The sequence below is a fragment of the Lactobacillus sp. M0396 genome, assembly GCF_016101625.1.
Classification (GTDB): Bacteria; Bacillota; Bacilli; order Lactobacillales; family Lactobacillaceae; genus Lactobacillus; species Lactobacillus huangpiensis.
Window position 1 is genome coordinate 69,332 of the sequence record NZ_JACFQE010000006.1, and the last position, 21,518, is coordinate 90,849.

Genomic DNA, 21,518 nt, shown 5'->3' on the forward strand with positions numbered 1-21,518 from the left:
TTTTCTATTTTTGGCGATCTTGCACTTAAAATAAAGCTTTGCTAAAATACAGGAGATATAGATATCTATATATTGTCGTAATACGGACGACAGTTTCTACTCGGAACCGTAAATTCCGAACTATGGATAAATCAGCATTTAAAACATTGATTTCTGTTTTTAAAACGGCTTTTTTACCATGGCTTTGGTAGAAAAGTCGTTTTATGTTTTGAGGAGAAAAAGTGAAAAAACCATATACATAAAACAAACTAAAAGTATGTTAAAAAAATAGTCAAGAAATATCACCAAAAAATACTTGAAAGGAAAAAACAATGACAAAAAATGTTCTATTAATTTGTGGTTCCGGAGCATCTTCTGGCTTTATGGCAGCAAATATGCGTAAAGCTGCAAAAAAAGCAGGTTTGGATTTTAAAATTCAAGCAAGAAGCGAAGCAGAGCTTTCAGATTATGCTAATGATATTGATGCACTAATGGTTGGACCTCACTTGAAAGCTGAATTTAATGCAATAAAAGAAAGAGTACCTTCACAGGTAAAAGTAATCTTAATGAAGCCAGAATATTATGCAATCCTTGATGGTAAGGGTGCAATAGATCATTTGAAAAAAGAATTAGAACAATAAAGAAAGAAGGAAAATTTAAGAATGAATGGCTTCATGACCTTTTTAAATACAAAATTTGCTCCTAAGGCACAAAAAGTTGCTAATAATCAATGGATTATCACTATCAAAAATTCTATTTTGGAAGTTTTACCATTTATCTTCGTCGGTTCACTAATTACTTTATTAAATATACCGACAAACTTTTGGAAATGGTGGCCAAATCTTTCGCCAATTAATAGTTTCACTTTTGGCTTGACCTCAATTTTTGTTGCCTTTTTAGTCCCATTTAATTTCATGGAATTTAAAAAGATCAATAAGCAAAGAATTATAGCAGGCCTATCCTCAGTTGCGCTTTTTCTGATGCTTGCTAACCCTTCATGGGATAAAACTGGTAATGTAATCTCTTACCAATTTTCAGAACTCGGTGCAGGAGGGATGTTTGTTGCCTTAGTTGTTGGTGTTTTTGTTGCTTTGATTATGGAACTATTTGCTAAGTTTAGTTTCTTTAGTGATGATACTTCAATGCCGGATTTTGTGACTGCTTGGTTTGATTCAATGTTGCCTATTGCTGTTGTAATAGCAACAGGTTGGTTGCTTACGGATATCTTACACTTTAATCTTTATCACTTAATTGTAGCTATTTTTTCACCTATAGCGACATCTTTAGATACTTGGTGGGGTTTTACATTTTATTTATTTTTACAGTGTTTTATTTATTCAATGGGAATTTCCAGCTGGGTATTATCTGGAATTGATAAGCCAGTAATGCTGGCTGGTATAGCTGCCAATGCAAGTGCATACTCTTTGGGACATGCAGCTAAACATATATTCACTAGTGAGCTTATTTTTAGTTTTCCTTGGATTGGTGGTATTGGATGTACAATGCCGCTTGTCTTAATGATGCTATTTTGGGCAAAATCGAATCGACTTAAAGCACTTGGAAAAGCCAGTGTTTTACCAACAATTTTTAATATTAATGAACCTGTTGTATTTGGCACAATAGTTTGGAATCCTTACTTAATGATTCCATTATGGATCAATGGCATTGTTTTGCCTTTGATTACTGCGTTTTGGTTTAAATCAGGTCTTTCTCCTATACCACACTCATTAATGCAAATGTGGTATATTCCATTTCCTTTTGTTACTTGGATTGTCAGTCCAGCATTCAGCTCTATGATTTTATTAGTAATCCTTTTTATCGTTGGTGGTTTAATTTATTATCCATTTTTCAAAGTTTATGACAGAAATTTGGTTAAACAAGAAACTGAAAGTGAGGCATAGACGTGGAAGATAATAATCAATTCAGTGAAGAAAATGTTAAAAATACAATGAACATTATTTTAAACGCCGGTGATGCCCGTGATTTTATCAGTAAAGCCCTGGATGATGTGGCAAATTCGAATTACGATAACGCAAAAGAGAACATGAAGAAAGCAAATGAAAAATTAGTAAAAGCTCATCGTCTGCAAACCAAAAAAATTCAAGAAGAAGCTGAAGGTAAGCCAATACAATACTCAGTATTATTTACACATGCTCAAGATACTTTGATGACAATCAACACTGAGTATAATTTGGCAAATCATTTAATAAAGATATTTGAAAAGCGTGATTGTCAGTGTAAAGGTGATCTGAATGAGAAAAAATAATTTTCCATACTTTCCCAAAAACTTTTTATGGGGTGGTGCTCAAGCTGCAAGTCAAGCGGACGGTGCTTTTCAGGCAGATGGAAAAGGATTAAATTCCTCAGATGTGCAACCCTATCTTCAAGGATTATCAAATAAAGAGTTGCAAGCCGCGGAGTCACAAGGGATGACGCTAAACGAAGTTAAGAAAAACAGTCAAGATACTGAAAATTATTATCCCAAACGTTTTGGTATTGACTTTTACTATACTTATAAAGAAGATTTACAGCTTTTAGCTAATGCAGGTTTTACTACCTTTAGAACTTCTCTAGATTGGTCGAGAATTTTTCCTAATGGAGACGATGAAAAGCCTAATGAAAAGGCACTAAGGCATTACTCAGACATGATTGATTGTATGGTGCAATTAGAAATTGAACCAATTATCACAATGAATCATTATGAAACTCCTATTAATATTACACTTAAATATGGGGGTTGGCCTAATAAGAAAGTAATTCCTCTTTTTGTGAAATTTGGCAAAGTATTGTTGGATTGGTTCGGTGATCGCGTAAAATATTGGATTGTAGTTAATCAAATTAATATGGTTCAAATAGAACCTTGGCTTTCAGTTGGTGTAGCTAGTGATCAATATCCAAATCAAGAACAAGCTCTTTATCAAGCAATGCATAATCAAATTGTGGCAGGAGCCGAAATAAAGAATTATGCACGTTCCTTGAATAATCCTAATATACACATTGGAACAATGGTTGCTGATGGTACTGTTTATCCTGCAAGTAGTAAGCCGGACGATGTTATACTTGCAATGCAGCAAAATCGTATGCAATATTTTGTGACAGATGTTCAATTTAGAGGTAAATATCCCAAATTTGCTTTAAATTATTTTAATGATAAGAATATTGAACTTGATATTACGCAAAATGAATTGAAATTAATTAACGAAAATCGTATGGATTTTTTAGCTATTTCTTATTACTATTCTCGTATGGTTGACTCAACGAAGAATAAGATGCAGCCAGCAGATAATTTACAAAATCCGAATTTGAAACAAAGTAGTTGGGGCTGGGCTATTGATCCTCAAGGACTATACAATACTTTATCTCAATATTATGATCGCTATCAAAAACCAATTATTATTGCTGAAAATGGCTTAGGTGCTTATGACAAATTGGAAAGTGACAAAAAAATATATGATCCTTATCGTTCAGAATATCTGAGTATGCATATTGAACAAGTAGGAAGGGCAATACATGATGGGGCAGAAGTAATTGCTTATTGCGCTTGGGGACCGATTGATATCGTTTCGTGTTCTTCTCAACAAATGTCAAAACGTTATGGCTTTGTTTATGTAGATATTGATGATAACGGACAGGGAAGCAGAAAACGTTACTTAAAAGACAGCTACTTCTGGTATAAACAAGTAATTAGCTCGAATGGTAAATATATATAAATGAATCAGGAATAAGAAAAAAATTTTAAAAGCAACAAATGCACTTTTTGAGATGATTTAATTAATAGCGAAAATTTCTCGAGAGGATTTAGTACATTATAAAAAGTTTTTTGCTTAAGAATAGTGAGAACCAGTTTCGTTAACTTTTAAACAGGTAACAATTTTGTTATCTTAAGTTTTTCGTTAAAAAGACTGATTTTGAAATTTTAATGATATTATCATTGATATTATAAAAATAAAATACATTTTTGCAGTATAACTAGACACCAAGAGTATCTAGTTATACTTTTTTATTACCTAGTATAAAATTAAATATTTTTAATATTTTTATGTACATTTTTAAATAAAATGATAAAATACTTAATAATTAAATTTAAGGAGGAAAAAGCAATGAGGCGAATTAGCAATCAGCATATTTCGATTTTGTCACAAATTATTTTGCTGACAATGTATACCTAATCACTATTATATTAAAGGAGTACAAATATGGCTGACACAACCAATACTAACAAACTAACAGTAAAAACTTTTCTAAACAACATTTTAGCAGGAACTGCAACTGGAATAATCGTAGGCTTGATTCCAAATGCAGTTGTCAGTGCAATTTTAAAATTATTTGGTCAAAATCCGGTGACGGCATCTATTAACCAGGCATTACTGATTTTTCAATGTGCTACACCTTTGCTAATTGGGGCGTTAATTGCCATCCAATTTAAAATGGTTCCACTGGATGTTGCCATTGTAGGAGCCGCTGCTTATGTTGGCTCCGGAGTTACAAAATTCGTACCACAAATTGTGAATCCTGCTACTAAAGCTCAAGGCATCTTTGTTTCGGCAGGAACAGGCGATCTTATTAATACCATGATTACAGCTGGCTTGGCTGTGGGGCTTTTGTTATTAGTGGGTCAACGTTTTGGCTCTGTCAAAATTGTTGCAGCCCCGATTGTTGTTGGTGGTGGAGCAGGTTGGATCGGCATGATGATTTTGCCATATGTAAGCAAAATCACCACCTGGCTTGGGTCAGTAATTAATTCCTTTACTAATTTACAGCCAATATTAATGTGTATTTTAATTTCCTGTATGTTTGCAATTTTGATAATTTCACCAATATCAACTGTGGCAATTGGAATGGCTATCCAATTAAATGGTCTTTCGGCAGGTGCAGCAGCAATGGGAGTCGCGGCAACGACACTGGTATTGGTCGTTCATTCTTGGCGAACTAATAAATCAGGAGTTACTATTGCAATTGCATTAGGAGCAATGAAAATGATGATGCCCAATCTTTTCAGGCATCCAGTTATTGTTTTACCAACATTAATTACAGCAGCGCTTTCCGCTATTCCAGTGGCTCTATTTCACGTTAGTGGAACTCCAGCTTCTGCTGGTTTCGGTCTCGTTGGCCTGGTAGGGCCCCTGGCATCCTTAGATGCTGGCAAAGCAAGTATTAATATTGTAATGGCCTTGATTGTCTGGATAGTATTTCCAGTTCTAGTAGCAATGGTATGCCGTTTCCTCTTTGAAAAGGTCTTTCATGTTTATGATGAAAAGGTAGCCTTTGCCTATCTAGGTGAATAAATGTAATTACTTAAATCTGTCATAAAAAACCAATCCTTATTTACACCAATTTATTTTAAGCATCAAAAAACTCGTGAAAAACAAATTTTGTTTTATTCACGAGTTTTTATTTGTAAACAGGTTACTAATTTAAATTAATTTTTTTCCATGCAGTTTCGATTTGATCATAATTTAATGCTGCTGTCTTAGGAAAAAGTAATTTAGCATCTTTTAGATCCGTTATAGAGCCAACGCCAACTGATAAAGCACCTGACTTGTTGATAGCAGTGATACCTGCAATTGAATCTTCAATACCTACGCAATCTTGTGTTTTAAGATTAATTGCTTCAGCTGCAGCAATAAAAATGTCTGGTGCTGGCTTACCAGCAGCAACTTTACTTGGGTCTGCAATAGCATCAAATGCATCTGTCAATTGTAATTTTTCTAGTATGAATGGACCATTTAAACTAGCAGAAGCCAAAGATAGTTTAACGTTGTTTTTTTTAAGGGATAAAATTAATTCACTAATTCCAGGTAAGATATTTGCGGGAGTTAAACTAGCTAACAAATTACGAAAAATGTTGTTCTTTTCAGTGGTCATTTCATTAAATTGTTCTTGTGACACGGAGATATTTAAAAATTTTAAAATTGCCTTTAAAGAATCTGTTCGGCTTACACCTTTTGTTTGTTTTTCAAGTTCATCCGGTAATTCGAGATTAAAATGTTTTTTGATTAATTTTCTCCAAGCTTGGAAATGGTATACGGATGTATCTGCAATGACCCCATCTAAATCAAAGAGAACGCCTTTCATTTAAAAACTTCCTTTCACTTGTTACTGGCGTAGTATCAAGTATTTTACTAATTTGGTTAAAATCTTCGTCTGAAATATTAATAAATGGCAACAGACTATTCAATTCTACCATAGAATTTTCACCAAATTTTTTGAGATTATCGGGATCTTGCAAAAAGTCAAAAACAGTATTGATTGGTCTTAGCTGTTTAACAAGTTCCGCATCGCTCATTAATTCTTTTACGGGCATATTGATATTGTAGTATTCAATATAACTGTTTTCTGGCACATAAGAAATTGTAAAATCACCGTTAGTTAATTCCAATGGCAAAGATAATCGCTTGCTGTTAATTTCTACTTTATCCTTCACTCTAGGTAATTTTACGGTTACTCTTTGACCAAAAGGAATACTAAGGTTGACCTTGAGCCTTCAGGCAAGACTGAATTCCAGCGTTTCCAAATAGTAGTGGCATCCAAATTAACGTCATAGAGCCAGCTTGGAAAATTTTGTGTTACTTCACTTCTAAAAGTGGAAAGCATAAAAATACAAGATGGCAAGATTAACTTTGAACTAATACCACAATCATGCGCATTGATTACCGTTTCTAATTATTTTGCATAACAATAAAAGGACTTTAAAATGATGAAATTAAAGTCTTTTTTTATAGTTTGAAAAGCAATTAAATTACATAACGAATAAAAAGCATTAAAATGATTTCATCAAAAAAATTATTTTCAAAAAAGTTTATTAACGCTTACGAATGTAAACATTTTTATATAATAACAATAATTGTAAATAATTTTAGCAATTCGACTTTTCAGGGATTAAATAACTAAAAAAAGCCCCAATTTTTGCCTAAAAAAAGGTATAATTTGAAATGAATTGAAGGGAGTTTTTTTACAAATGATGTGTGATAATTTGTTTTTCAAAATTTTGTGGGTAGTCGTTTACGCTATTACTGCTTATTATACCTTTACCGGCAATATGATGATGGGGATGTACTGGATGGCAGGCGGTATGCTGGCTCAAGCAGTAGTTGACCTTGTCTATCATTTTTGGCCAAATCGTAAAAAGTGCTAGAAAAGCAGCTTCTATTATATGAAGCTGTTTTTTACTCGTCATTTTCTTTTAAAAAACTCTGAATAATTCTTTCTCTCATAGTTAGAAAGACCTGATTATGACCAGTAGGGTGAATACGATTGGTCAAAAGAATTAAGCCAGACTTTTTTACGCGGTCAAGAAGCATAAGAACACCGGTGAAGCCGGTATGCAGAATCAGCGGGTAATGCAACTGAGGGTCAAAGCGCAAGTCCCAGCCCCATGAGCGTGGCTTGACACCCGCCGGATTTTTATTATCGAATAACATTGCGACAAGTTCTTGACTGAAGGGCAGAATTTGTTTATCCAAACCCAAGTAACCTTTGCTTAATTTAGCCAAGTCATTCATTGTGGAGAAAAGTCCTGCTGACCCGCAATCACTGCCAAGCTGGCGTGCCTTAGGATCGTGCGGTTCGCCTTGCAAAACTTTCCCTTGGTAAACAGCAGTGGGCACACATAAGTCCTTAGGGGGATTGAATGTCATATTTTTTAAACCAGAGGGCTCAATTATTAATTTTTGACCAACTTCTTGAACTGGTTGACCAAATATTTTTTTAACAACCAACCCCAACAAGATAAAATTCGTATCGGCATAGCGCATTTTATGTTCAAACTCGTCTGTGACAGGTAAATGAATGATGGCATTGATTAATTCGTCATGGGATAATTGATCACGCTTTTCAATCCAGCCACGAATTCCGCTGGTATGGGTAAGCAAGTGAAAAAGGCGGACACGTTCATCTTTAAATTCAGGAATAAAGTCGTGCAGTGGTTCAGTAAAATTGAGCTGTCCGTCTTGATATAATTTAAGCAAAATATTTTCAGTAATAATTACTTTGGTCAGACTGGCTAAATCATAAAAGGCAAATGGGCTAAGCTGAGTAACTGTCGGATAAGTACTTGCAAAGCCGACGGTTGAAGTGAAAACTTGGTCATTTTTAAAAAAAGCATAGTTTACGCCTGGCACAATGCGTTCCGTAACCATTGATTCAATTAAATTTTGGGTGTTTGAGTAGTCAATCATAAAATCTGTCTTTCAGTTAATATTTCTAATTATATTATATACAATTCGTTGGTTTATTTTTGCAAATAAGTGCGAATGAAATTTTAAATGTTAAAAAATAGATTTAATGGTAAATTTTATGTAATCGCTTGCATAAATTGATTTCTAATGTTAAATTTAAGTTTGTAAAATAAAAGAACTTTTATTTGACGTGTTACTGGTAATGCAGGCAAGATCGAATGTATGTAATTAATAACCGAGATGGACGGTTTTATTTACGTATGTTTGGTCTTTTTTATTTAAATAAAAGAAGGAAAATTATGGATAATCATAAGATCGCGCTACAAATCATAGATGGAGTGGGCGGAAAAGATAATGTCTCTGGTTTAACGCATTGTTTTACCAGGTTGAGATTTGTTCTAAAAGACGAAAGTAAAGCAAGCAAAGACAAAATTTCCAGTATAGAGGGAGTGATTCAGGTTGTAGAGGCCAGTGGTCAGTTTCAAGTAGTTTTAGGTAATAAAGTGGAAGCAATTTATGATGAAATCATGCCGTTGCTTGAAAGTACCGCTACGGAAGATGATGAGCAAGACAAAAAAGTTGGTATTGGGACAAAGATTTTAAATGTTGTAACTGCTATTTTTACGCCAACTATTCCGGCCATTGCCGCTTCGGGAATGTTAAAGGGTATTTTGGCTGTTGCAGCATTAATTGGCTTAAATGTCTACCATGTTGATATAAAGACATTTAATACTTATATTATTTTGAATGCTGCGTCAGATGCTCTATTTTATTTTATGCCAGTGATTTTGGCTAGATCGGCTGCTAAAGTTTTTAAAACAAATGAATACATAGCTATGACTCTGGGAGCAACGCTATGTTATCCCACTTTGGTAGAGTTGATGACGGGAAACAAAGCAGTAACGCTGTTTGGGATTGGAATTACCAAGGCAAATTATGTTTCCTCTGTTGTTCCCATCATCATAGCGGTTTTTGTACTGGCATACGTTGAAAAATTTGTTAAAAAAATAATGCCGGATGTGCTCAAAATTATTATGGTACCAACTTTGTCTTTACTTATTATGGTACCTGCAACCTTAATGATTTTCGGTCCGATTGGTATTTATATTGGTAACGCAGTTAACTGGGCATATCACTATATCATGAACTTGAGTCCGATTTTATTAGGTGCCTTTGTTGGAGGTATTTGGTGTGTACTTGTTATTTTTGGTGCTCACAGAGCAATCATTCCAATTGGTATAAACGATGTTGCTAAAACGGGACGGCAAAACCTGCTTGCCTTTGCTGGTGCAGCAAACTTTTCACAAGCTGGTGCGGCTTTGGGAGTTTTCTTCAGAACTAAAAACAAAAATCTGAAAACCGTGGCAGCTTCAGCTACAGTGACAGCATTGTTTGGTATTACCGAGCCGGCTATTTATGGTGCTAACTTGCGTCTGAAAAAGCCTATGGTTTATGCAGTAATTAGTGGTGCTTTAGGCGGTGCCTTAATGGGCTGGGGAGGCTCTTATGGGAATGCTTTTGCAAATCAAGGTGTCTTGACCATTCCCGTATATGCTTCTGCCGGAACTAAGGCATTTATTTGTTACATTTTGGGTTGCTTAATTGCCTTTGGTGGAGCTTGCATTTTAACAGTTATATTAGGTTTTAATGATTTACCTAGTGATGATCTTGTAGAAAAAAATAGTTCAAAAACGGATCAAATTGAGGATAATCAGGAAGAAAATCCTGCTAAAACCATTGATGAAGATTTAGTTGCAGATGACTGCGACTTATCTGTAAATTCTCCTCTTGAAGGTAAAACGATACCTCTAGCTCAGGTTTCAGATGAAGTTTTTGCATCCGGAGTTTTGGGTAAAGGTATTGCAGTTCAACCTGCTTCAGGAAAAATTTTAGCTCCTGCAGATGCCACAGTCAGCATGATATATCCGACTTTACATGCAATTGGTTTAATATTAGACAGTGGAATTGAAATGATGATCCATATTGGCATTGACACTGTTAAACTAAATGGAAAGTATTTTGAAAAGCACGTTCAAGATGGAGATCATGTCAAGAAGGGGCAGCTGCTAGTTTCATTTGACATGCAAAAGATTGAGCAGGCAGGTTATGACTTAACCACGACCGTTGTAGTGACTAATTCGAAAAACTATGCAGCCATTGGTTCGACGAACAAGGATAACGTCATTAATAACGACCAGTTGTTATACCTGTTATGGAAATCATAATATCGAAATCTAAGATATGATTATTAGAGGAGTAATTATGGAAAAATTTAACCCAGACTTTTTATGGGGTGCATCTTCATCAGCCTTTCAAATTGAAGGCGGATGGAACGAAGATGGCAAGGGAGAATCAGTAGCAGATTATAATTCTTTTGTTCATGCTGGTCCTCAGCAAGCTGATACGAAAGTAGCCAGTGATTTTTATCATCATTATCGAGAAGATATTTCTTTAATGAAAGAATTAGGTCTTAAAGTATACCGTTTCTCCATTGCCTGGTCGAGAATTATTCCTGACGGTGATGGTCAGGTTAACCAAAAGGGGATAGACTTTTACAGTAAAGTGATTGATTGCCTGATTGAAAATGGGATTGAGCCGTTTGTAACTCTATATCATTTTGATTTGCCCCTAGCCTTGGTAGAAAAATACAACGGCTGGGAAAACAGGTCTTGCATTTCAGCTTTTAGAAGATACGCCCAAATATGTTTTAAAAAATTTGGTGACAGAGTCAAGAACTGGCAGGTGATCAATGAACAAAACCTAATGGTTCGTGTGGACGAGCGCTTAAACATGTATCATGTTGAAGCTAAGAATAAAGAACGTGTCAGAGCTCAAATGGATTACAATATGTTTGTAGCAAGTGCCTGTGTTATGGAAGATTGTCATAAGATGGTGCCAAACGGTAAAATAGGACCTGCAATATCATCCACCATGACTTATCCAGCATCTACCAAGCCACTAGATGTTTGGGCTGCTAAAATGAATGACAATTTTAAAACTAATTATGCCCTGGAAATGTATTGTTACGGACAATATCCAGGGTACTATAGCAATTACCTTAAAAGAGTGGGCATTTTTCCATCAATGCAAGATCAAGATGAGCAAGTATTGCGCGATGCTCGGCCTGACTTCATAGCAGTCAATTATTATCGTACGCTCGTTGCCAGTTACTTACCGAGTGATGCCAAGCACCAATTTGGTACAAGGAAAAATGATGTGGATTTTGATCTGTATGGCTATTTTAAGATCGAAAAAAATACTAACTTGTCTGCAACGGAATATGGTGCTCAAATCGATCCTATGGGGTTGAGAATTGTACTGAATGAATATTATCGTCAGTTTCGTTTGCCAATGATTATTACTGAAAATGGTTTAGGTACGCCAGACATTATGGCAAAGGATGGCAAGATTCATGATCAATACCGCATAAAATATCTTGCAGATCATATCCAGGCTTGTTATGATGCAATTCAGGATGGGGTAAAGCTAATCGGTTATTGTCCTTGGTCAGTTATGGATCTGTTAAGTTCACATCAGGGATTTAAAAAGCGTTATGGCTTTATTTACGTCAATAGAACTGACAATGATCTAAAAGATCTACGTCGGATTCCCAAGGACAGTTTTTACTGGTACCAAAAAGTTATTGCAAATAACGGATTGGTCAACTAAACAATTGTATGCAATTAGGCGGTGAGCTGATGAAAGTGCTAAAAGTTTTGAATAATTCGCTTATTTTGGCATTAGATGAATCAGGTGCAGAGTGTATCCTAATGGGCAAGGGTCTAGGCTACCATAAAGCAATTGGTTATCCTGTTAAAAAAGATGAAATTCAAAAGATTTTTGTCTTAACCGATAATAAAATGCTAAAAAACTTTATTCAGCTAGCCAGTACGATAGACGAAACTTATCTAAATATGGTTAGGGAAATAATAGATTTTGCCGCCAGAAAATATCAAATCAAAGTAAAAGATTACCTTTATTTATCCTTGGCTGATCATATTTCGTTTGTGGTAAAGCGAGTTAAAGAGGGAAATATTGGCGAAAATTTCAACTATCCTGACGTTTTACTTCACCATAGAAACGAATATCAGGTAGGGTTATTTGCAGTTAATTTGATTAATAAAAAAATGCATGTTTCGTTACCAAATAGCGAAGCAACGGGCATTGGCCTACATTTTGTGGATGCGGAAGTTGATGTTGAAGATCAACAGAAAAACAGGGAAATAGCTGATTTGGTGAGTAGTCTTGAGAAAATAGCTCAAAGGATTATCGGGGGGAAAATCGACCAAAATACTTTCACTTATTCGCGCTTTTTGACTCATCTAAATTATTTTTGTGAAAGAGTTTATGAAAACAAACTGTTTTCAGATGAAGATCAAGAGGGACTTTACCAAGACCTGGCTGCAAAAATGCCCAAGGAAGTTGAAATTATTAATGCTTTCGATGAGTTTATTAGGAAAAAAATTAACTTGAGGATTACTAAACAGGAAAAAATATACCTAATTGTTCATTTGCACAAAGTAGTTGAAGAAAACTGCAAAAAAGTGTAGTTGGTAAAAAATGGGGCAATAATAAAAAAACTTCCGGATTGAAGAGCTTTTCGGAAGTTTTTCTTTGTGTTAAAAATACTCATTAGTTAAATTTAGTTTTTGAACTGAAAGTACTTGACAATAACTGTCTCTTCAAGCATAATAATTACTGTTGATTTTGCCCGCTGGTCAAATGGTTAAGACGCCACCCTCTCAAGGTGGAGTTACGAGTTCAATTCTCGTGCGGGTGATTTAACACTGGGATATAGCCAAATGGTAAGGCACAGGTTTCTGGTTCCTGCATGTTTCGGTTCGAGCCCGGATATCCCAATTTTCATGATTTGTCTTAGTTTCAACTAGCTTGAAGTGTTGGTACTAAGGCATTTTTATTTTTTGCCATTTTTTGAAATTAACTGAAATTAGCCCAATAGGTGCAAAATTCGGTGCAAATTTTTTGGCAATGGTGGATTAGTCAAAATATCTTAAAATTGGTATAGTTAGGTACTGAAAAGTGCTATAATATCAAGTGTTCAGAGATTTAATAATTTATAGTTTATTTACCTTAAGAAAGTCTATTTTGGACTTTCTTTTTTGTTTGAAACTGCAAAATCGGTACAAATTTTTCATTTTTTATAGAATAAGAGAATAAGTAATTGTCTTTGCAATTAGGATAAATAAATTAGATCTTTTGAGGTAGAAAAGGACATGTAAGGAGGAAACCATCCCTATGGAAGTGACGGAAAATCTAAAAGTATTTCTTAAGCAAGATTTAGATATGTTTGTGGCGCACTCAGGTAGGCATAAAACTGATTTAACGGCTGATAAGATAGATAATCTTACTACAATGGATAAGGTAATAGCCACTGAAGAAATTACTTTTGCTGAGAACGTGACTTGGTGTGTGGGCAAAGCTATTCAGAAATGTTCTATTAAATCAAAGAAAATTCTTACTGGTGTTTATTTATTTGACCATACTAATAAAGAAGTCATGAAAAAAATGGGCTATGGTAAAACTAGATATTGGGAGCTGAAGCAGATAGCTATAAATGAATTTATGAAAAACTTTGCTACATATCAAAAGAAGATAGGTATAGAACCTTTCGTTAAGCTAATAAATTAGTGATCGTCTTTCACAGTAGCTTTAAGAAAAATGTTCAAGTTTTTTCAGGTTTTAATCTAAATATTATGTGTCTATTTCAACTAGTTAAAAACAATTAATCCTAGCAAATACTAGCATTTACTAGGATATTTATTTAACAAAAACTGTCAAGAATGCTGATTTATAGCGTATTTTGTCGCTGCACACTTTTTTGAAAACTGCACACTTTTTATGCGTTATTCAGAGGGGTGAACGAAATGGGCATCCCTTTTATAATCAATAGGGAAAAACCAAAGTTGGATTGTCCTAGTGCTTTCACACTAGTTATTACAATTGAAATAGAATGTAGGTTGTTTAACTTATTTTGTACCCCAAACCAAATGTGGATCGGGCATAAAAATTAGCATAATTGCTAAATATTTTAAAGCCAAAACTAGTTTTTAAGTGATTAAACTTTTTAGAGCATTTTTTAATTACTAAATATAAATAAGGGGGCCCCACGTTAAGGCTCCCTTTCTAGTAAGCGAATTATTTACAATTTTAATTGGAGAAAAGCTTTATATTATGTAAACTCTCTTTAGAAATAATATTATACGGAATTTATTAAGATATTTGAGTAATTTCACGTTATCATTTAGTCCAAAAATATCTGTAACAATATAGTTTCAGCACGGATTTGACATTTTGGTATCCCTGACGGTAATAATTAGTTACTACTTCTGAATAAAAAGCCAACACTTTCCAACATTTTTATTGCAGACTAATTGATTATAATTGCTGATGTATAAGCCTTCTTACATTAAAAAAGGGTGCATACAATGCATACAAAAATTTGGCTATTGAAGCATTCATAATTTTTTATTTTAATGAAAAATTTGCCTAATTGACGTCTATTAGTATGAAAGCACTTATAGCAAACCATAAATAAGGTTAGTATTTATTAGCATAAACAGAACATATTCGTTTTTACATGTTTTCTGTAATTATTAAGCCACTTAAGCGCTGTTCAAGCACCATAAAAGCCATTAAATCAATGTTTGCAAGTGTTTTACCCTCTCTTATCAAAAAAATTTAAAAATTAAGTCTGTCATGTAAGCAAACACCACATGTTGCGGCTATTCGCCTACAAAGGTTAGGGGAGGGGATCAATTTATTATCAGAGTAGGGAACTGTATATCATTGCTAAGTAAAGGGATGCATGTCATGATAACTATCGGCAATAACTTTGAAAATTATAAAGATAAAGAAACTACAGATCTTGCCAATTGTCCAAAGATAAATACTGCAGCCGTGAATAACCACACACTATTCGATTCAAATATCAATATAAATCTTGTTTAATAAGTAATTAGCACCTTATAAAATCAGAGTAAACAAAAAGACACATCTATGTCTGTTTTACCGACATTATTGTGTCTTTATTTTTGATATATTGTAATATAGTCAGAAAACAGCCTTAGATTTTGAATCTAAATTATCTTGTTTATTTTGTATGCCATCCTTATTTTCAACTAACAATTTTGTCACATAATTCCTAAGATCCTCAGACGTGTCGTATAAATAGCTAAGATTCTTAGAAATTTCTTGAAGTATATTTATAAGGGTTTTGTTGTCAGAATTAGAGTTTATCTTTTCTTCGTATTGAAGTATACTATTGCCAATTTTATGAGATATTTTTGATACTTTTTTATTAAGATTCCTAAGATTATAGTATTCTTCATTAGAAATATAACATCTCAAAATGAATTTATTCCAATTTTTCATGTACTTAATAACTAGATTACTAAATTCACCTTTAAAAGACTCGAACGTATTTAGATCAATGACTTCATTTGGGTATTTTTCGAAAAGATTAAGAGAGCAAATGTTGGCCATATAATCTGATACCTCTCCTAATATCATTGTTAAATTATTGATTTCATCTATTTTAATTGCATTGTCTAGATCGTTTATTTTACTTTGTTCAAGTTGTCGCTCTAAGCTTTCTTTTTGTCTATTAGCTTCAATTTTTGAATTAATATATGCAAAACTAATTGATAGTATACTTCCTAAATATGATCCCCAAAAGCCAAGCCAAGCACTTGGAGCTCCAATATTAATGCACCTTTTCAAACTCATACCAATTCTTACATAGTTATTTTGAATGGCTATTGGTAACCCCAACATCATAATGGCCAAAGTAATATAAAGCAATATTGATTTCTTCTCATCAATATAACATTTACAAAAATTATTAAATTTTTTATACCAATTTATTGATGTTTTAATTTTTTTGCTTCCTTTTTTATTTTGTTCAAATCTGATAAACAAAAAAATCATAAAAAATGTAAAAATAAGAAATAGCAACGACAATATAGTCCAAATCAATTTTAAAATTAGAAATCCCCAATTAAGAATCCAGTTCATCCAATTCACCTCATAAAAATAATACAAAAAACTAGCCGTTTTAGCTAGTTTATTTTAAAAGAGTATACTGAAAAGAGGATAAGTAAAAACGATACCTATTAGCTTTAGCATTTATTAGCATAAACATTTGTAATTAGTCATTTACTAGTTGCTTAACCTCACGTTTAATTTGATTACCTTTTATGGTGTATATATAAAATGACTTAGTTGAAAAGGAACCAAAGAATAGTGTAGGTGTACCGTCATGCTCAACGGCTATCCTAGACCAAGTTAGCTCATCGTTCATTTCATCAAAATACTCGCTATGTTTTGCTTTATTTAAAATTAATGTCATACAATCGCAGAAATGAATAGCAGCTTGTTTACCAGATTTTTTTCAATCTGCATAACAAAATCTAATTTATCGAAGTTATTTAAATCTTCAAGTGAGTAATACATATAATTTAATTCCCTTACTTAATTTTATATAAAAGGTAATTGACCATTCACGCTTTCTGAAATTGTTTAGCGAATGTATAGAAGTATTTGTCACAATTATTTTTGTGCTGTCACAAATTTAAAAACAGACCTAAGCCCTACAGTATCAAGGTTGGGAACAAAGAACAAATTTTTTAACGATTTTACCCACGCATGTATATATATTATATATATCTTCTGCTGTTTTAATATAAGAGTGTTCCTTTGTTCCTTACCTAGTTATTCAAGGGATTTGGTCATTTTGAATTTTGTTCTTTAATTGTTCACATGGGTTCCTTTGCTGATATTTCAGTGCTTATGAGGATTGTTTTTTGTTCCCTTAGTTATTTAGCTTTGATATTTTTGTAGAAATAAAGGCGTGGTCTTTTGCCGTTTGATAATCTCAATTGTTTGCTAATTCGTACTATCCCTTTTCTTTCTAATTCGTTTTTGAGTTTAGTCATTGTGAGGGGATGTTTAATTCCATTGTCATCACACCAATTTTTATAAGTCTGGTATAAATTTTCTTGGTTTACTGTTGAACCCTCACTTTGAATGTAATTTTCATTAATGAATTGCTGAACTAGATCATTGTCAGTTAACCATTTGTTTCTTGCTTTCAAAATTGATAAAGTTTGTGTAAGGGTATGTTTAGCCATAGCTTTCTCTGCTATGTAAATACATAAATAAACAAATTTACCACGTTCTTTTTTTATTTTTTCAGTATCGATGGCTTTATCAAAGTTCTTTATTCGCATGAAGTGAACTATGTTTGCCCTGCGCTTAAAGCCATTGCTGGTATCGGAAAAACTAGGTTCTTCGTTACCAATAAAGAGCAGCTTAGCATGGTTAGAAAAGGTGATATCAGCTTTATTTTTTACTGGAGCGTTCATTTCACCGCCACCTGTTAAGGTTTTGATAATAGCTGGGTTCTTAATAAAGGACTTTGAAATATCATCATGGATATTTAGCCATTTACCAGCTAGTTCTGAAAAACTAAAGTTGTTGCTTTTATCATCTGTCAAGTTCTCTAGAGAAACATGAGCAACGTTTTCCTGGCCTAATAGCGTCTGCAGGTAATTGGCAAAAGTTGTCTTACCGTCACCACCATTACTTATTATCAAAACAAAAGCTTGAATGGGCTTGTAACTGGGGTAGAAAGAATAACCGATCAATTCCATTATTGGAGTTATGTTTTCACCAAACGATTTCCAAAGCCATTTAGTTGTTTCAAATTGCGCTGCTTTTTTATTCTTGATATTAGTTAACTCTTTTTCTACATCAAAGGGGACTAAGTCATAATCAACACATGATGTAAAATAGTACTTAGGCGAATGCTCTTGCAATTTGAAATCATCCCAATTCCAAACACCATTTTTGAAGTTAAAATAATTACCTTGCTTTTTACCAAACGTATCTATCCATTTAACACGCTGAATGCTGTCACAAACAAAATGAAAAGCATCCCTAGCCACTCGATCAGTCCACACGTTATATCTGTTTAAAAGCTCTGTAATAAAGCTCTTAATGCTTTTAATGTTTCTAAGCTCCCAGTACCCTTTTACTTCGTTATACTCGTAAAACTCCTCTTTGTTGCCATGTTCGGCTATTGTGTAATCATGCTCTGCAAGAACATCTTTTCCTAGTTTAGGGATGTCAACTTTGCGTTTGTCACTTTGTTCATCTCTATAAATCCATGATATTGTTGGATTACTTTGTCGATCTTTAATTTTATCTAATTCTACTGTATCGAGTTCTTCTTTGATCATTAACATTAACACCTCCTGTTTTCTTTCTTTGCTACTGAATTAACAGTCTTAATGACTTCTTTTTCAGGTAAAGGGTCGGGAGTGTGTTCATTAACAATGTGTGCTAATTCTGCTACTGAATAGGGGTCAACACCACGAAATAGCAAACTACCTATAAAGCTAGTTAAGGTATCATTGCGGTTTCCAGCTTCCCCCAAACCTGTAGTAATCATTTCAAAAAGCTGTGCTGTTTTGGTTTTATTACTGTTAGTTTTATAAAGGGTGTCTTTAGCTTGATGTCTGCTCCTGATTAGATTAATTAAGCCTTGTGGTGCTGTCTTAATAGGGCAATGATTAAGCCATTGATAAGGGTTACCGTTAATTCGGCTAGGTGCTACAACTATGTAGTTATTAGGATGTGCTTTTAAATCTACACTTGGTAAGAAACCAATATGTTGGCTAATATTAAAATCTTTGGGCTTTTTAAAAAAGAAATGATAACCGTCATGAGCCGTTTTTTCTGTCAAGGTATCTTTAAACCATTCAGGATGATTAAGCTCTCTAATTGAATTTAAGCCATCCACGTTATTACCGTGACGATCAACGTCAATGACAAAAAATTGTTCGGTCTTTAGCGCAATATTGGCATTCGGATATTTAGCCCATATTTGTTTAATTTGTTTTACTGTTAAGGATGGTCTATCAGCAAATTTAATTAATGGCCGCTTATTCTGACCAATTGGAATTACTGAAAAACCATGTTCAGAATATTTAATAGCATAATCTACTAGCATAAATACCTCGTTTTATCTATAATTAAGAAAATAATTCATTTAGAATACTTTGATTAATCCACCATTGCCTATTGTGGTTTTAATTTTTATTAATGGATTATTTTGCTTGTTGCTCGTTACTGTTGGTTAGTAACGGGCTTTTTTGCTTGCTCTTTTGACTTTAACCAGTTGGTTATACTTTCCTTGCCATACATTTTGCGCTCGTCAATAATAGCTACCGGCATCCCTAAAGAAGCCCAATAGCTAATAGTAGAATCAGCTACACCAAAATATTTTGCAATCTCACGGCGATTTAAATACGGTTTGGGTTTGCTAAGAGCTTCTTTAATTGTATTAACAATAACAGTCTTAATCTCTTTTTCTTCCATAAGTTTTACTCCTCTTTAAACTCAATTAGCATTTGTGTATGTGATATCTCATCTCGCTGGTATTTTGCGTAAACTTTCATTAAGTCTGTTAACGCATAAAGCTGTTCATAATCATCTAGCGTCATGTCTTCAGGACCCTGTATACTATGTAGTTTTTCAAGCATTATTTCCGCAGCTCTTAACATGTTTTCACTTTGAAGGGATGCAGCTATTAATCCAGTATTCAATGCTTTAGTATTTTTAACAAATGTTTTCATTTTTGTTAATCCTTTCCGCAAGTAACCAACATATAAGTTTGGTTTACCAAGTTATTATGTTTATCTGCATAACTTTCAATTAACTTGGCCAAAGCTGATATTTTATTCAATTTATCCAACGTTAAGTCACTAGGACTTATAATTTCATCTATTTTGTCTGTGAGTAAACTTAAGCATTCATTTAAAGTACTGCTTTCTGAAGCAATTTGAATAAATTTATTGTCAAGATAATTTGGTATTTCAACTTCTTTTTACATTGATAATCTCCTATTTAATGGTAGTGTATTGTTCAATTAACCAATCGTTGATAGCCTTGAAAGTTTTCTCGTTAACATTTCGATGTTCGTGCTTAATGATGTCATTCAGTGTCCACCTGTTAACTCCGGTTATCTTTTCTAGATCAGCTGTTGAATAATTGAGCTCACCACGTTTACGTTTAAGTGCTAAAACTTGTTGTTCAGTTAAATACATAGTCTCATCCCTTCATCATTTTAATTCACATATGTGTGAATGCAATATTTATAATAATTCACATTATTGTGAGTGTCAATAGGATAATTCACAAAAATGTGAATTAATGCTATAATTTAGCTTAAGGAGATTAAGAAAATGCCAAATAGACTGAAAGAGCTAAGACAAAAAAATAACCTAACTCTAAAAGAGTTAGGTAAACAAATTGGTATGTTAGATAGTACCCTTAGTCAATATGAAACTGGAAAAAGAAATCCAAGTACAAAGGTTTGGGAAAAACTTGCAAATTTTTTTAATGTTTCTGTTCCGTTTATTCAAGGAACAATTTTTTCTAAAAAAGAATTAAAAAGCATTTTTCCTGAACTATTACATAAATATTATTTTGATGGCTACAAAATTGAAAACTCTCTAATGAAAAATGGAATAACATATAAAAATTTACCCAATATAGTAAATAATGTAGACACTTATATAAAAATAACTAGCAAAGATAAATTACCTTATGAGCTCTATCCCAAGGATGAAACAGAATTTCCTTTGACAAAACTTATGAAAAAATATTGGTTGAAGCATTTTTCTGACTTTTTAGAAGATGATACTTTTAATAATATAACTAAAGATGGTCCAATTAGTTTTTTAATTTACAAATTTAATGACAAGCTAGACTTAAAGGTCAAAAGTATAAAAACCACTGCAAATGTAACTGCGTTAGGGGTAATGTACAGAAGTGCATTTTCATATGAAAACAAATTACACGAAGAAACTATAGATAAGATAGAATTTTATAATTATGAAGAAGCTAAGGTAGCAATAAACAATTATTATAAAGTTATATCAAATTTAAAAGAAGAAATTGATAATTTTAATGAGTTAGAATATTTTAAATCTTATATTATAAACACTGCAATTTATAGCCAACGTATTGACTTCGATAAAAAAGGAAACGAGATTATAGATGAAATGGAGTTAAGAGTTAAAAATAATGATAGACAACTTATTAACTTTATTATTAATCATGATGCTGAAAATCTTATAGAAGTATATAGAAAATTTAAGAGAAAAAATAATGAGGATACGACCGAAATAGATGATTACATAAATAATAAACATAATTAAAGAATAAAAGTAAAGGCAAACAGGAGTTTACCTATAATTCGGATTAGATAGGAAAGCTGATTTAAGATGTCTTTTTAAGAAGGTTATATTTTTTATTCTTTAAATATAGGTTAGGATA

At 33.2% G+C, this 21,518-nt stretch carries 21 protein-coding genes, 2 tRNA genes and 1 riboswitch; of the genes, 13 read left to right on the forward strand and 10 right to left on the reverse strand.

The features are described 5' to 3' along the window. Positions 1–45: 45 nt before the first annotated feature. Positions 46–143, forward strand: a riboswitch (purine riboswitch). A 168-nt stretch (positions 144–311) separates the two neighbouring features. From H3T43_RS07910 to H3T43_RS07930, 5 genes are all read left to right on the forward strand, one after another. After that, a complete protein-coding gene (locus tag H3T43_RS07910) occupies positions 312–620 on the forward strand; it encodes a PTS lactose transporter subunit IIB (protein ID WP_034977708.1) in 309 nt (102 codons plus the stop codon). Positions 621–641: 21 nt separating this feature from the next. Continuing rightward, positions 642–1,880, forward strand: coding sequence for a PTS sugar transporter subunit IIC (locus H3T43_RS07915; protein ID WP_198213804.1), 1,239 nt, complete (start codon positions 642–644; stop codon positions 1,878–1,880). 2 nt (positions 1,881–1,882) lie between these two features. Then, positions 1,883–2,245: a PTS lactose/cellobiose transporter subunit IIA gene (locus H3T43_RS07920; protein WP_034977712.1), complete on the forward strand. Its 363-nt coding sequence runs from the start codon at positions 1,883–1,885 to the stop codon at positions 2,243–2,245. Beyond that, the gene (locus H3T43_RS07925) at positions 2,232–3,689 is read left to right on the forward strand and encodes a glycoside hydrolase family 1 protein (RefSeq protein WP_198213805.1); all 1,458 of its coding nucleotides are present in this window, start codon (positions 2,232–2,234) and stop codon (positions 3,687–3,689) included. The genes H3T43_RS07920 and H3T43_RS07925 overlap by 14 nt, the downstream gene beginning before the upstream one ends. 486 nt (positions 3,690–4,175) lie before the next feature. After that, positions 4,176–5,264: a PTS sugar transporter subunit IIC gene (locus H3T43_RS07930; RefSeq protein WP_198213806.1), complete on the forward strand. Its 1,089-nt coding sequence runs from the start codon at positions 4,176–4,178 to the stop codon at positions 5,262–5,264. Positions 5,265–5,388: 124 nt separating this feature from the next. Here H3T43_RS07930 and pgmB read toward each other — a convergent pair whose 3' ends face one another. From pgmB to H3T43_RS09635, 3 genes are read right to left on the reverse strand one after another with little or no spacing between them, the layout of a single operon-like run. Then, entirely contained in the window at positions 5,389–6,054 is a 666-nt protein-coding gene (gene pgmB / locus H3T43_RS07935; RefSeq protein WP_198213807.1) for a beta-phosphoglucomutase, read from the reverse strand. Further along, a complete protein-coding gene (locus H3T43_RS07940; protein WP_198213808.1) occupies positions 6,035–6,403 on the reverse strand; it encodes a hypothetical protein in 369 nt (122 codons plus the stop codon). Before H3T43_RS07940 ends, pgmB begins: the two co-directional genes overlap by 20 nt. Positions 6,404–6,420: 17 nt before the next feature. Next, positions 6,421–6,573 (reverse strand): hypothetical protein, encoded by a 153-nt coding sequence (locus tag H3T43_RS09635; protein WP_223897038.1) that lies wholly within the window; start codon positions 6,571–6,573, stop codon positions 6,421–6,423. A gap of 364 nt (positions 6,574–6,937) precedes the next feature. On the opposite strand from H3T43_RS09635, the gene H3T43_RS07950 reads away from it, so the two are divergent. After that, positions 6,938–7,114 (forward strand): hypothetical protein, encoded by a 177-nt coding sequence (locus H3T43_RS07950; protein ID WP_162833769.1) that lies wholly within the window; start codon positions 6,938–6,940, stop codon positions 7,112–7,114. A gap of 31 nt (positions 7,115–7,145) precedes the next feature. Here H3T43_RS07950 and H3T43_RS07955 read toward each other — a convergent pair whose 3' ends face one another. Next, positions 7,146–8,156: a serine hydrolase gene (locus H3T43_RS07955; RefSeq protein ID WP_198213811.1), complete on the reverse strand. Its 1,011-nt coding sequence runs from the start codon at positions 8,154–8,156 to the stop codon at positions 7,146–7,148. Positions 8,157–8,455: 299 nt separating this feature from the next. On the opposite strand from H3T43_RS07955, the gene H3T43_RS07960 reads away from it, so the two are divergent. The 6 genes from H3T43_RS07960 (at position 8,456) to H3T43_RS07985 (ending at position 13,805) form a co-directional block, all read left to right on the forward strand. After that, entirely contained in the window at positions 8,456–10,381 is a 1,926-nt protein-coding gene (locus tag H3T43_RS07960) for a beta-glucoside-specific PTS transporter subunit IIABC (RefSeq protein ID WP_198213813.1), read from the forward strand. A gap of 37 nt (positions 10,382–10,418) precedes the next feature. Further along, a complete protein-coding gene (locus H3T43_RS07965) occupies positions 10,419–11,825 on the forward strand; it encodes a glycoside hydrolase family 1 protein (protein WP_232350311.1) in 1,407 nt (468 codons plus the stop codon). Positions 11,826–11,854: 29 nt separating this feature from the next. After that, entirely contained in the window at positions 11,855–12,706 is an 852-nt protein-coding gene (locus H3T43_RS07970; RefSeq protein WP_198213815.1) for a PRD domain-containing protein, read from the forward strand. Positions 12,707–12,864: 158 nt separating this feature from the next. Continuing rightward, positions 12,865–12,936: transfer RNA gene (locus tag H3T43_RS07975), tRNA-Glu, on the forward strand. An 8-nt stretch (positions 12,937–12,944) separates the two neighbouring features. After that, a tRNA-Gln gene (locus tag H3T43_RS07980) sits at positions 12,945–13,016 on the forward strand. Positions 13,017–13,412: 396 nt separating this feature from the next. After that, positions 13,413–13,805, forward strand: a complete 393-nt coding sequence (locus tag H3T43_RS07985) for a hypothetical protein (protein ID WP_198213817.1) — start codon at positions 13,413–13,415, stop codon at positions 13,803–13,805. 1,422 nt (positions 13,806–15,227) lie between these two features. Here H3T43_RS07985 and H3T43_RS07990 read toward each other — a convergent pair. The 6 genes from H3T43_RS07990 to H3T43_RS08015 all read right to left on the reverse strand — a co-directional run bounded on the left by H3T43_RS07990 (position 15,228) and on the right by H3T43_RS08015 (position 20,284). Continuing rightward, entirely contained in the window at positions 15,228–16,190 is a 963-nt protein-coding gene (locus tag H3T43_RS07990) for a hypothetical protein (RefSeq protein WP_198213819.1), read from the reverse strand. A gap of 800 nt (positions 16,191–16,990) precedes the next feature. Beyond that, on the reverse strand, positions 16,991–18,421 hold the full coding sequence (locus H3T43_RS07995; RefSeq protein WP_198213821.1) for a phage/plasmid primase, P4 family: 1,431 nt from the start codon (positions 18,419–18,421) through the stop codon (positions 16,991–16,993). After that, a complete protein-coding gene (locus H3T43_RS08000) occupies positions 18,421–19,188 on the reverse strand; it encodes a bifunctional DNA primase/polymerase (protein ID WP_198213823.1) in 768 nt (255 codons plus the stop codon). The genes H3T43_RS07995 and H3T43_RS08000 overlap by 1 nt, the downstream gene beginning before the upstream one ends. Positions 19,189–19,304: 116 nt before the next feature. Beyond that, a complete protein-coding gene (locus H3T43_RS08005; protein ID WP_198213825.1) occupies positions 19,305–19,556 on the reverse strand; it encodes a DNA-binding protein in 252 nt (83 codons plus the stop codon). A gap of 5 nt (positions 19,557–19,561) precedes the next feature. Then, positions 19,562–19,813 (reverse strand): hypothetical protein, encoded by a 252-nt coding sequence (locus tag H3T43_RS08010; RefSeq protein WP_198213827.1) that lies wholly within the window; start codon positions 19,811–19,813, stop codon positions 19,562–19,564. Positions 19,814–20,080: 267 nt separating this feature from the next. Further along, complete coding sequence (locus H3T43_RS08015) at positions 20,081–20,284, reverse strand: XRE family transcriptional regulator (protein WP_198213829.1); 204 nt, start codon at positions 20,282–20,284, stop codon at positions 20,081–20,083. A 138-nt stretch (positions 20,285–20,422) separates the two neighbouring features. Between H3T43_RS08015 and H3T43_RS08020 the strand changes: the two genes are divergently transcribed. Next, positions 20,423–21,400: a helix-turn-helix transcriptional regulator gene (locus H3T43_RS08020; RefSeq protein ID WP_198213831.1), complete on the forward strand. Its 978-nt coding sequence runs from the start codon at positions 20,423–20,425 to the stop codon at positions 21,398–21,400. Positions 21,401–21,518: the final 118 nt, after the last annotated feature.